Raw genomic sequence first — 11,447 nt, forward strand, 5'->3', positions numbered from 1 at the left:
GCGCGCTGAATGAACCTGAAAGAACCCGGTAATGGCCGGGTTCTGACGATCAGAGGTAGAACATCTCGAAGGTCACCGAGCCATCGAGCGGGATCTCGCTGGTGATCGGCAGCGCGTTGCTCGGGCCGATGATCGGCAACAGGCTCATCGGAAACCCGTGGTGACGGGCCGCGACCGGGCCAGCTGCCACGCCGGGACCCCATGAGTAGAGCGCCGGGGCATTGCCCACCAGCGGCGAAGCAGGCAGTTGCCACGCCGGTGCTGCCAGAGTGCGTGTCATCAGAGTCTGCGGCGCACCGTCGGCTTCCGGACGACCGTGACGCAGCGCAAATCCGCCGATACGGATGCCGTTGATTTCACCCAGGCCGTAGAACAAAGCCGGATCGTTATTACCGGCACCATCGTTGATGCCCGGCAATTTGGTGGCTGTACGATTGTCTCTGACCGACACCTCGACCGATGCCTCTGCATCACAGTTGATGTGCAGCGAAATGTCGTGGGTCGGCAGCAGCGTCTGCGTGGTCTTGTTCAGGGTAGCTGCGGATATCTTGCGCAAATCTACCGTGCCGCCACCGGCAAATGCGGGGATGCACGACGTCGGAATAATGGTTCCGACCACACTCAGGTCTACGCTCTCGGCGACCACCAGGGTGGGTAATACTGCAGCCGCGACGGCTACCATCCATGTTGTTTTTTTCATCAGTCCCTACTTCATCGGTTATTGATCAATGGCAGTTGTTGAGCGCATTGCCTTCACAAGACGCTGAACACCGGGGCGATGATTTCGTTTTTTGCAGGATTCGTATGTAGGAATAGGCACCGACCAAGAGCTGAAAAAACAACAAAGCAAATAGTCCAAAACCACAGGCGAACTCATTCCTACTTTTGAACGACTAATTGTTTACACAGTGTGGCGAGGATCCGCCGGAAACGGTCTTGGAAATCCTCTGCGTGCCATACTCCGTCACCCCCTGCCTCCAGCCGAGAAACCAACGTGCAACCCGGAAAAAAATTGCTCGCTGTCTGTGTGTTGTGTTCGTTGGCCAGTGGTTGCGCCACCCTCGATGCGCCGCGCGAACCCAGCCAGGCGTTGCCGGCCGCGGGCTCCGCATTCGGTCGCTCGATTCAGACCCAGGCAGCGCCCTGGCAGGGCCGTTCCGGCTTCCGCTTGCTGTCCAACAGCACAGAAGCCTTCACCGCCCGCGCCGAGCTGATTCGCAATGCGCAAACCAGCCTCGACTTGCAGTACTACATCGTCCATGACGGCGTCAGCACGCGGATGCTGGTGGAGGAACTGCTCAAGGCCGCCGACCGCGGCGTGCGCGTACGCATCCTGCTCGACGACACCACCAGCGACGGCCTCGACACGATCATCGCCACGCTGGCGGCGCATCCACAGATCCAGATCCGCCTGTTCAATCCGCTGCACCTGGGCCGCAGCACCGGCGTGACCCGCGCCGCCGGACGCTTGTTCAACCTGTCGCTGCAACACCGGCGCATGCACAACAAACTGTTCCTGGCGGACAACAGCGTGGCCATCGTTGGCGGGCGCAATCTGGGCGACGAATATTTCGATGCCGAGCCAAACCTGAATTTCACCGACATCGACATGCTCAGCGTCGGCCCGGTGGCAGAGCAGCTCGGGCACAGTTTCGACCAGTACTGGAACAGCGCGCTGAGCAAGCCGATCGACGAATTCCTCTCCAGCAAACCAAGCATCAAAGACCTGCAAAACACCCGCACGCGCCTGGAAGAATCGCTGGATGAAACCCGCAAACAGAACCACGCGCTGTATCAACAGCTGATGACGTTCAAGACCGCGCCACGCATGGACATCTGGCGCAAGGAACTGATCTGGGCCTGGAACCAGGCGCTGTGGGACGCGCCGAGCAAAGTGCTGGCCAAGGACGAACCGGACCCGCAACTGCTGCTGACCACGCAACTGGCGCCGGAACTGCGCGGCGTCAGCAAAGAGCTGATCATGATCTCGGCGTACTTCGTGCCCGGCCAGCCGGGGCTGGTGTACCTGACCGGGCGCGCCGACGCCGGGGTCTCGGTGAGCCTGCTGACCAACTCGCTGGAAGCCACCGATGTGCCGGCGGTGCACGGCGGTTACGCACCGTATCGCAAGGCGCTGCTGGAGCACGGGGTAAAACTGTATGAGCTGCGCCGTCAGCCTGGGGATAACTATGGCAGTGGCCCGCACTTGTTTTACAGCAAGTCTTTCCGTGGTTCGGATTCCAGCCTGCACAGCAAGGCGATGATTTTCGATCGGCAGAAAGCGTTCATCGGCTCGTTCAACTTCGATCCGCGCTCAGTGCTGTGGAACACCGAAGTCGGGGTTCTGGTGGACAGCCCGGAACTGGCCGAACACGTGCGCGAACTGGCGCTGCAAGGCATGGCGCCGGCCCTGAGTTATCAGGCGAAACTGCAGGATGGCGAGATCGTCTGGGTGACCGAGGACAACGGCCAAATGCACACGCTGAGCAAGGAACCGGGGAGTTGGTGGCGGCGCTTCAACGCGTGGTTCAGCACCACTGTCGGTCTTGAGCGGATGTTGTAATCGCATTTGTATGCGCTCCCACAGGGAAGTATTCAAGCAGTCTGTGGTTCGGTGCCGAATGCCCCCTGACGCATCAGTAGAATCACCAATCCAAACGCCCCCGCCGCCATCAACAACGGCAACGCATGCCCGCTGATCCACTGACTGCCCGCCCCCGCCAGCAACGGCCCGATCAGACAGCCGACACCCCACAGCTGCGCAATGTGCGCATTGGCCCGCACCAGCGCATCGTCGCGATAACGCTCGCCGATCAGAATCAGTGACAAGGTGAACAGGCCACCGGCACTGGCCCCGAACAACACCCACAACGGCCAGATCAACAGCGTGTCGATCAACAGCGGAATCGCCAGACTCGACAGCATCAGGATCACTGCGCAACCGGCGAACAACGTGCGCCGCGACAGGTAATCCGCCAGCGCGCCGATCGGCAGTTGCAACAGCGCATCGCCGACCACCACCGTGCTGACCATCGCCAACGCAATCTCGGCGGTGAAGCCCTGTTGCAGGCAATACACCGGCAACAGCGTGAGGATCATCGCTTCGAACGCGGCGAACAGTGACACCGCCCAGGCAATCGCCGGCAGCTCCCGGGCAAACCCCCACAGATCGCTGAACGTAACGCTGCTGGATTCACTGCTCGGCGCACCACTGCGACCCATCAACAGCAATGGCGAGACTGTCAGCAGCCCGACACCGACCCAGAACCCGTAATCATGCTCAGTGCCCAGCGCCCCCAGAAGCAATGGACCAGACAGTTGGCTCAATGCATAACTGCTGCCATACAGAGCGACCAGCCGCCCGCGCCAGTGTTCGACGACCAGTTGATTGATCCAGCTCTCGCCGAGGATGAATACGATGGTCAGGATCACCCCGATCATCAGGCGCAGCACCAGCCAGACCGGATAACTCGGCAACAGCGCGAGCAAGCCGATCGACAACGCCCCGGCCCACAGGCAAAGACGCATGAGGTTCGCGGTGCCGAAACGTGCCGCCAGATGACTGGAAATCTTCGCGCCCAGCAATACGCCAATCGCCGGCATCGCCGCCATCACGCCGATGGCGAAAGAGCCGTAACCCCAGCTCTCCAGACGCAACGACACCAGCGGCATGCTGACCCCCAGGGCCAGGCCGACACTCAAGACAGACGCCAACACGGCGAAATACGTCGCCCAACGCATGGTCCACGCTCCTGTGGATATTCTTATGTGCGCCACAAAATCACTGTGGGAGCGGGCTTGCTCGCGAAAACGATTTCACATTCAGCAGATGTGCTGACTGATACACCGCTTTCGCGAGCAAGCCCGCTCCCACAGGGGATCTCCGTAAGTTCGGGAGCCTGAACGAATCAGGCTCCCGCTAACGGCTTACAGCTTGATCCACGTCGCCTTCAGCTCGGTGTATTTGTCGAACGCGTGCAGCGACTTGTCGCGACCGTTGCCCGACTGCTTGAAGCCGCCGAACGGTGCGGTCATGTCGCCGCCGTCGTACTGGTTGACCCACACGCTGCCGGCGCGCAGTGCTTTGGCAGTCAGGTGCGCCTTGGAGATGTCCTGAGTCCATATCGCAGCGGCCAGGCCGTACGGCGTGTCGTTGGCGATCTGGATCGCTTCTTCGGCGGTATCGAAGGCGATGACCGACAGCACCGGGCCGAAAATCTCTTCCTGAGCGATCTTCATCGCGTTGCTCACACCGTCGAAAATCGTCGGCTCGACGTAAGTGCCACCGGTTTCCTGGAGGATGCGCTTGCCGCCCGCCACCAGTTTGGCGCCGTCGGTGTGACCGGATTCGATGTACGACAGCACGGTGTTCATCTGCTGGGTATCGACCAGCGCACCGACATTGGTTGCCGGGTCCAGCGGATTGCCCGGCTTCCAGGCTTTCAGCGCCTCGATCACCATCGGCAGGAATTTGTCCTTGATCGAGCGTTCGACCAGCAGACGCGAACCGGCGGTGCAGACTTCGCCCTGGTTGAAGGCGATGGCGCTGGCGGCGGATTCGGCAGCGGCTTGCAGGTCCGGCGCATCGGCGAAGACGATATTCGGGCTCTTGCCACCAGCTTCCAGCCACACGCGCTTCATGTTCGATTCGCCGGAGTAGATCATCAGCTGCTTGGCAATCTTGGTCGAACCGGTGAACACCAGCGTGTCGACGTCATTGTGCAGGGCCAGCGCCTTGCCAACGGTGTGGCCGTAGCCCGGCAGCACGTTGAGCACGCCTTTCGGAATGCCGGCCTCAACCGCAAGCGCAGCGATGCGGATGGCGGTCAGCGGGGATTTTTCCGACGGCTTGAGGATCACCGAGTTACCGGTCGACAGCGCCGGGCCGAGTTTCCAGCAGGCCATCATCAGCGGGAAGTTCCACGGCACGATGGCGCCGACAACGCCCACCGGCTCGCGGGTCACCAGACCCAGTTGATCGTGCGGCGTGGCGGCGACTTCGTCGTAGATCTTGTCGATCGCCTCACCGCTCCAGCTCAGCGCTTGCGCCGCGCCCGGTACGTCGATGTACAGCGAATCGCTGATCGGTTTGCCCATATCGAGGGTTTCGAGCAGCGCCAGCTCTTCAGCGTGCTGCTTGAGCAAGCTGGCGAAACGAATCATGGTGGCTTTGCGTTTGGTCGGCGCCAGGCGCGACCACACGCCGGAATTGAAGGTGGCGCGGGCGTTTTCCACGGCGCGTTGGGCGTCGGCGGCGTCACAGCTGGCGATCTTGCCCAGCAGACGGCCATCGACCGGGCTGATGCACTCGAAGGTTTCGCCGGAGACGGCGTCGGTGTATTCACCGTTGAGGTAGGCGCGGCCTTCGATCTTCAGGTCGCGAGCACGTTGTTCCCAATCGGCACGAGTCAGGGTGGTCATTCGAGTGTCCTCCTCTTGTTGAATAGAGCGCCGCGTTCTTCGCGGTCGTCTTCAGGAATGCTGCCCGGCCAGCCTGCTTTTCGGCCCAAGGCACCCGCCACCCTAAACCAGCGGCCGGGGTTGTTTCAATATATTTGACATAAGCGCGCCATACGCCCTTGCGGTGTTCATTTTAATAAACATAGACTTTGGCCCTTTCAAGCCACCGCGCCGTCATCACGGGAGAAAACAACAATGAACATCCAGAACGTCGTCGATATCAGCCTGACCAGCAGCGAAGCCGAACGCTATCGCCCGGACCCGGCCAAAGTGCTCAAGGGCGACCCAGAGCAAGCGGTGTTCAATCAGTACGACAGCCCTTGTGGGCAAATGGGTGTTGGCGTGTGGGAAGGTGCGGTCGGGCAGTGGACGGTGAACTACACCGAGCATGAATACTGCGAAATCCTGCAAGGGGTTTCGGTGCTGCGTGACAGCGATGGCAATGCCAAGACCTTGCGTGTTGGCGACCGCTTTGTGATTCCGGCCGGCTTCCGTGGTACCTGGGAAGTGCTGGAGGCTTGCCGCAAGATCTATGTGATCTTTGAACAGAAGGCCTGAGTCTTTCGCTGATATTACCGGCCCCCTTCGCGAGCAGGCTCGCTCCCACATTCGACCGCATTCCATTGTGGGAGCGAGCCTGCTCGCGAAAGCGTCGCAACAGTCCGCACAAAACTCAAGGCAACAAAAAAGGCCCGCATCTCACGATACGGGCCTTTTTCGTAAGTCGGGAAAAATCAATTACTTGATTTTGCCTTCCTTGTAGATCACGTGCTTGCGAACAACCGGATCATATTTCTTGATCTCGATTTTGTCCGGGGTAGTACGCTTGTTCTTGTCGGTAGTGTAGAAGTGACCAGTACCGGCGCTCGAGATCAAACGAATCAATTCACGCATGATTAGCTCCCTTAAATCTTGCCATCGCGGCGAAGTTCGGCGAGCACGACACTGATGCCACGCTTGTCGATGATGCGCATGCCTTTGGCAGATACGCGCAGACGCACAAAACGTTTCTCTTCTTCAACCCAGAAGCGGTGATGCTGCAGGTTCGGCAGGAAACGACGACGGGTTTTGTTGTTTGCGTGGGAAATGTTATTCCCGGTTACCGGACCCTTACCGGTAACTTGACATACTCTCGACATGCCTCAGCCCTCTAAAACCACATGCCCAACCCGGCATGGGTTGGCCGCTTAATCTCTCAGTCATTTGGCGCCAGGCGCCGCGTTTCTTTAGAGGTCTTACCGGCTACACCTACAGTGAAGGAACCGGGCCCCTAGAAAAGAGCGCTGCTTTATACCAGAAAGACCGGGGTGCAACAACAATGGATGTGCAATCGACCGGTAAAAAGGCGCATTTTCCGCCTGCAGACGCTTTGGATAAAGGCTGAGGCGAGTTTTGACCACTCGTCGCAGAAAACCGCTCTAACAGACGTTTTCGACTTTTCCTCGTGCACCGTGGTCTGAAAAACGTCACTGGGCTGCCCCAAAAATGCAAAAAGGGGATAGTCATTTGCAATCCAGCCCTCTAGGGTAACCCTTTTCCAGACTGCACCTGCAGATGGCCTTCGATCTGTAAAGGAAGCCGACCATGCGCCTCGCTGCCCTACCCCTGTTGCTCGCCCCGCTTCTGCTGAGCCCCCTGGCCCAGGCTGCCGCCCTGAGCGTGTGCACCGAGGCCAGCCCTGAAGGGTTCGACGTGGTGCAATACAACTCGCTGACCACCACCAATGCCTCGGCCGATGTGCTGATGAATCGCCTGGTCGACTTCGACACCGCCAGCGGCAAAGTCGTGCCGAGCCTGGCCGACAGCTGGGAAGTCAGCACCGACGGCCTGACTTATGTGTTCAAGCTGCACCCGCAGGTGAAGTTTCATAGCACTGACTATTTCAAGCCGACCCGTACCCTGAGCGCCGAAGACGTCAAATTCAGCTTCGACCGCATGCTCGATCCAGCCAACCCATGGCACAAAGTGGCGCAAAGCGGCTTCCCGCACGCCCAGTCCATGCAGTTGCCGGCGCTGATCAAGAAGATCGACGCGCTTGACCCGCTGACCGTGCGCTTTACCCTCGACCACCCGGACTCGACGTTCCTCGCGACCCTGAGCATGGGCTTCGCCTCCATCTATTCCGCCGAATACGCCGACAAGCTGCTCAAGGCCGACGCCACCGACAAGCTCAACAGCCAGCCGATCGGCACCGGTCCGTTCGTGTTCACGCGCTTCCAGAAAGACGCCTCTGTGCGCTACAAGGCCAACTCGGACTATTTCGGCGGCAAGCCGGCGGTCGACCCGCTGATCTTCGCCATCACCCCGGACGCCAACGTGCGCCTGCAAAAGCTGCGGCGTAACGAGTGCCAGATCGCCCTGTCGCCAAAACCGCTGGACGTGAAGGCTGCACAGGAAGAGCCGACCCTGAAAGTAGAAAAGACTGACGCCTTCATGACCGCTTTCGTTGGCATCAACAGCCAGCATCCACCGCTGGACAAGCCGGAAGTGCGCCAGGCGATCAACCTCGCCTTCGACAAGGCCAACTACGTCAAGGCCGTGTTCGAAGACACCGCAGAGCCGGCCAACGGCCCTTACCCGCCGAACACCTGGAGCTACGCGAAGAACCTGCCGGGCTACCCGCACGACTTGGCCAAAGCCAAGGCGTTGCTGGCCAAGGCCGGACTCAAGGACGGCTTTCAGACCACCATCTGGACGCGTCCGTCCGGCAGCCTGCTCAACCCGAATCCGAGTCTGGGTGCGCAATTGCTGCAATCGGATCTGGCGGAAATCGGCATTCAGGCGGAAATCCGCGTGATCGAGTGGGGCGAACTGATTCGCCGCGCCAAGGCTGGCGAGCATGACCTGCTGTTCATGGGCTGGGCCGGCGACAACGGCGACCCGGACAACTTCCTCACGCCGCAGTTTTCCTGCGCGGCGGTCAAGTCCGGCACCAACTTCGCCCGCTACTGCAATGCCGACCTGGACAAGCTGATCAGCGCCGGCAAGACCACCAGTGAGCAAGGCGTACGCACCAAACTGTACGAACAGGCGCAGGCGCAGATTCAGCAGCAGGCGCTGTGGTTGCCGCTGGCACACCCGACCGCTTATGCGCTGACGCGCAAGGATGTGCAGGGTTACTCGGTGAGCCCGTTCGGGCGGCAGGACTACTCCAAGGTCAACCTGAAATAACCCGTCACAACACAATTCACCTGTGGGAGCGGGCTTGCTCGCGAAGGCGTCGGATCAGCCAAACTCTTATTGACTGACACATCGCCTTCGCGAGCAAGCCCGCTCCCACAGGGGTTGGTGTTTGCTGTTGAAAGCTACATCCAGCCACATTCCGCCATCGACAGCGGCTCGCCGTCGCCAATGATGAAGTGATCCAGCACCCGTACATCAATCAGGTCCAGAGCCTTCTGCAAGCGCTTGGTCAGTTGGCGGTCCGCCTGGCTCGGATCGCTGTTCCCCGACGGGTGGTTATGGCAGAGAATCACCGCCGCCGCGTTGTTGGCCAATGAGCGTTTCACCACTTCCCGGGGATGCACGCTGGTGTTATCGATCGAGCCGCGAAACAGCGCCTCGAACGTCAACACCTGATGCTTGGAATCGAGAAACAGGCAGCCAAACACCTCGTGTGGCTCGTGGCGCAGCATGGATTTCAGATAGTCCCGAACTGCCTGCGGATTCTCCAGCGCCGGTTTTTTACGCATGCGCTCGGCCAGGTGTCGCCGCCCCATTTCCAGCACCGCCTGCAACTGCGCGAATTTCGCAGGCCCCAATCCCAACTGTCCGCTGAACGCCGCAAGATCGGCCTCCAGCAACGCGCGCAGGCTGCCGAATTGCGTCAACAGGTGTCGCGCCAGATCCACCGCGCTTTTTCCCGTGACCCCGGTTCGAAGAAAAATCGCCAGCAACTCGGCGTCCGAAAGACTTCCCGAGCCCTGTTCAAGCAGCTTCTCCCGCGGCCGCTCCGCCGCCGGCCAATCGCGAATACTCATACACCTTCCTTGTCTGTGGGCACCGCTGTTCCGTAGCGGTCGCTGTGATATCGTAGCCCATCTTTTTTGCGGGCGAATTCACCCTGGGGAGGGGGTTTCGCCACGTATGTCACCCACGAAATGTAAAGGCAGACCTATGCAGCGGCTGTATCGGAAACGCATCGTTCTGGGCGTCGGCGGCGGCATTGCGGCCTACAAGAGCGCCGATCTGGTTCGTCGCCTGATCGACCAGGGCGCCGAAGTGCGTGTGGTCATGACCCATGGCGGCGCCGAGTTCATCACCCCGCTGACCATGCAGGCCCTGTCCGGGCACCCGGTTCACCTCGACTTGCTCGACCCGGCCGCCGAAGCGGCCATGGGTCATATCGAGCTGGCCAAGTGGGCCGATCTGGTGTTGATCGCCCCGGCCACCGCCGACCTGATCGCCCGTTTGGCCCAAGGCATCGCCAACGATCTGCTGACCACCCTGGTGCTGGCCACCGACGCCGTGGTGGCCGTCGTGCCAGCAATGAATCAGGCGATGTGGCGCGATCCGGCAACCCAAGCCAACCTGCAACTCCTTGAAAGTCGCGGCCTGAAGACTTTCGGCCCGGCCTCTGGCAGCCAGGCCTGCGGCGACGTCGGCATGGGCCGGATGATGGAAGCCACCGATCTGGCGCAGTGCGCGGCGGATTGCTTCCAGCGCCAAGCGCTGACCGGCAAGCATGTGGTGATCACCGCCGGTCCGACCCAGGAAAACATCGACCCGGTGCGCTACATCACCAACCACAGCTCCGGGAAAATGGGCTTCGCTCTGGCCGAAGCCGCGGTGGAAGCCGGCGCCCGCGTGACCCTGATCAGTGGCCCGGTGCACCTGCCGACGCCGGATCGCGTCACGCGCATCGATGTGGTCAGTGCCCGCGACATGCTTGCAGCGTGCGAATCGGCCATCCCGTGTGATGTGTTCATCGCCTCGGCAGCGGTGGCGGACTACCGTCCGGAAGTCGTTGCCCCGCAAAAACTCAAGAAAGACCCTACAAGCGGCGACGGCTTCGTCCTGCAAATGGTGCGTAACCCGGACATCCTGGCCACCATCGCGACCCGCCCCGACCGCCCGTTCAGTGTCGGCTTCGCCGCCGAGACCGAACACCTGCTCGACTACGCTGCACGCAAGCTGAAAGACAAGAATCTCGACCTGATCGTCGCCAACGACGTCGCCAACCCGAGCATCGGTTTCAACAGCGAAGAAAACGCCTGCAGCGTGATCGACCGTGAGCTTCATGCCACTGTTTTCGCCCAGACCAGCAAGAGCAAGATCGCTCGCCAACTGGTCACTTTTATCGCCGAACGTCTGAACCAGGTTTAATTTACATGCACGCTTTGCAAGCCAAGATCCTCGACCCACGCATCGGTAGCGAATTCCCGCTGCCGCAATACGCCACCCCAGGCTCCGCCGGCCTCGACCTGCGCGCCATGCTGGAACAGGACATCGTGATCAAGCCGGGTGAAACCGTGCTGATCCCTACCGGTCTGTCGGTCTACATAGGCGACCCGAACCTCGCCGCGCTGATCCTGCCGCGCTCGGGCATGGGCCATAAGCACGGCATCGTGCTCGGCAACCTCGTCGGCCTGATCGACTCGGATTATCAAGGCCCGCTGATGGTGTCGTGCTGGAACCGTGGTCAGAGCGACTTCACCATGACCGTCGGCGAGCGTTTGGCGCAGCTGGTATTGGTGCCGGTGGTGCAGGCGCATTTCGAAATGGTTGAAGAGTTCGTCGAAACCGAACGCGGCGCGGGCGGATTTGGCCATACCGGCACTAAATAACCCTGAAATATTATTGTGGCGAGGGGATTTATCCCGATGGGCCGCGAAGCGGCCCCAAGGCTTTTGGATCTGCTGCGCAGCAATCGGGGATAAATCCCCTCACCACAAAATTTGTGCTTTTTCGGCAGCAGGTTTTAGCACCGAAAATCAAGGTTTTGCCGGCCGCAGGCCACGCCAGACGAGGCGTCATGGCCCTTTCAC

The 11,447-nt window shown here is 60.4% G+C and carries 11 protein-coding genes; 5 read left to right on the top strand and 6 right to left on the bottom strand.

Features of this window, described 5'->3' with window-relative positions:
* Positions 1-49: 49 nt before the first annotated feature.
* Positions 50-700 carry a DUF1120 domain-containing protein gene (locus QRN61_RS06115; RefSeq protein WP_027610418.1) on the bottom strand — a complete coding sequence of 217 codons (651 nt, stop codon included), beginning with the start codon at positions 698-700 and terminating at the stop codon, positions 50-52.
* Positions 701-1,012: 312 nt separating this feature from the next.
* Between QRN61_RS06115 and QRN61_RS06120 the strand changes: the two genes are divergently transcribed.
* Positions 1,013-2,563, top strand: coding sequence for a phospholipase D family protein (locus QRN61_RS06120; RefSeq protein WP_219737985.1), 1,551 nt, complete (start codon positions 1,013-1,015; stop codon positions 2,561-2,563).
* Between the two features lie 32 nt (positions 2,564-2,595).
* Here the strand turns inward: QRN61_RS06120 and QRN61_RS06125 are convergent, their stop codons facing one another.
* Both QRN61_RS06125 and QRN61_RS06130 read right to left on the bottom strand, forming a co-directional pair.
* Complete coding sequence (locus QRN61_RS06125) at positions 2,596-3,741, bottom strand: MFS transporter (protein WP_285373419.1); 1,146 nt, start codon at positions 3,739-3,741, stop codon at positions 2,596-2,598.
* 186 nt (positions 3,742-3,927) lie between these two features.
* Positions 3,928-5,421, bottom strand: coding sequence for an aldehyde dehydrogenase (locus tag QRN61_RS06130; RefSeq protein ID WP_285373420.1), 1,494 nt, complete (start codon positions 5,419-5,421; stop codon positions 3,928-3,930).
* Between the two features lie 234 nt (positions 5,422-5,655).
* Here QRN61_RS06130 and QRN61_RS06135 point away from each other — a divergent pair, with 234 nt between their 5' ends.
* Positions 5,656-6,018 carry a cupin domain-containing protein gene (locus QRN61_RS06135; protein WP_097089496.1) on the top strand — a complete coding sequence of 121 codons (363 nt, stop codon included), beginning with the start codon at positions 5,656-5,658 and terminating at the stop codon, positions 6,016-6,018.
* A 180-nt stretch (positions 6,019-6,198) separates the two neighbouring features.
* Here the strand turns inward: QRN61_RS06135 and rpmG are convergent, their stop codons facing one another.
* Positions 6,199-6,354 (bottom strand): 50S ribosomal protein L33, encoded by a 156-nt coding sequence (gene rpmG, locus QRN61_RS06140; RefSeq protein ID WP_003177274.1) that lies wholly within the window; start codon positions 6,352-6,354, stop codon positions 6,199-6,201.
* Between the two features lie 11 nt (positions 6,355-6,365).
* Positions 6,366-6,599: a 50S ribosomal protein L28 gene (gene rpmB, locus QRN61_RS06145; protein ID WP_003229474.1), complete on the bottom strand. Its 234-nt coding sequence runs from the start codon at positions 6,597-6,599 to the stop codon at positions 6,366-6,368.
* A 445-nt stretch (positions 6,600-7,044) separates the two neighbouring features.
* Between rpmB and QRN61_RS06150 the strand changes: the two genes are divergently transcribed.
* Positions 7,045-8,631 carry an ABC transporter substrate-binding protein gene (locus QRN61_RS06150; protein ID WP_285373421.1) on the top strand — a complete coding sequence of 529 codons (1,587 nt, stop codon included), beginning with the start codon at positions 7,045-7,047 and terminating at the stop codon, positions 8,629-8,631.
* 134 nt (positions 8,632-8,765) lie between these two features.
* On the opposite strand, the gene radC is transcribed toward QRN61_RS06150, so the two are convergent.
* Positions 8,766-9,440 (bottom strand): RadC family protein, encoded by a 675-nt coding sequence (gene radC / locus QRN61_RS06155; protein WP_098966267.1) that lies wholly within the window; start codon positions 9,438-9,440, stop codon positions 8,766-8,768.
* Between the two features lie 136 nt (positions 9,441-9,576).
* On the opposite strand from radC, the gene coaBC reads away from it, so the two are divergent.
* Positions 9,577-10,785 carry a bifunctional phosphopantothenoylcysteine decarboxylase/phosphopantothenate--cysteine ligase CoaBC gene (gene coaBC, locus QRN61_RS06160; protein WP_285373422.1) on the top strand — a complete coding sequence of 403 codons (1,209 nt, stop codon included), beginning with the start codon at positions 9,577-9,579 and terminating at the stop codon, positions 10,783-10,785.
* A 5-nt stretch (positions 10,786-10,790) separates the two neighbouring features.
* A complete protein-coding gene (gene dut, locus QRN61_RS06165) occupies positions 10,791-11,246 on the top strand; it encodes a dUTP diphosphatase (RefSeq protein WP_123585864.1) in 456 nt (151 codons plus the stop codon).
* Positions 11,247-11,447 lie beyond the last annotated feature (201 nt).

It is taken from the genome of Pseudomonas sp. lyk4-TYG-107 (assembly GCF_030209055.1).
GTDB lineage: Bacteria > Pseudomonadota > Gammaproteobacteria > Pseudomonadales > Pseudomonadaceae > Aquipseudomonas > Aquipseudomonas putida_A.

What these genes read in the sequence shown, in the direction of transcription:
- QRN61_RS06130 (WP_285373420.1), bottom strand. Translation starts at nt 5,421, where the DNA reads ATGACCACCCTGACTCGTGCCGATTGGGAACAACGTGCTCGCGACCTG.
- rpmB (WP_003229474.1), bottom strand. Translation starts at nt 6,599, where the DNA reads ATGTCGAGAGTATGTCAAGTTACCGGTAAGGGTCCGGTAACCGGGAAT.
- dut (WP_123585864.1), top strand. Translation starts at nt 10,791, where the DNA reads ATGCACGCTTTGCAAGCCAAGATCCTCGACCCACGCATCGGTAGCGAA.
- QRN61_RS06115 (WP_027610418.1), bottom strand. Translation starts at nt 700, where the DNA reads ATGAAAAAAACAACATGGATGGTAGCCGTCGCGGCTGCAGTATTACCC.
- coaBC (WP_285373422.1), top strand. Translation starts at nt 9,577, where the DNA reads ATGCAGCGGCTGTATCGGAAACGCATCGTTCTGGGCGTCGGCGGCGGC.
- radC (WP_098966267.1), bottom strand. Translation starts at nt 9,440, where the DNA reads ATGAGTATTCGCGATTGGCCGGCGGCGGAGCGGCCGCGGGAGAAGCTG.
- QRN61_RS06125 (WP_285373419.1), bottom strand. Translation starts at nt 3,741, where the DNA reads ATGCGTTGGGCGACGTATTTCGCCGTGTTGGCGTCTGTCTTGAGTGTC.
- QRN61_RS06135 (WP_097089496.1), top strand. Translation starts at nt 5,656, where the DNA reads ATGAACATCCAGAACGTCGTCGATATCAGCCTGACCAGCAGCGAAGCC.
- rpmG (WP_003177274.1), bottom strand. Translation starts at nt 6,354, where the DNA reads ATGCGTGAATTGATTCGTTTGATCTCGAGCGCCGGTACTGGTCACTTC.
- QRN61_RS06150 (WP_285373421.1), top strand. Translation starts at nt 7,045, where the DNA reads ATGCGCCTCGCTGCCCTACCCCTGTTGCTCGCCCCGCTTCTGCTGAGC.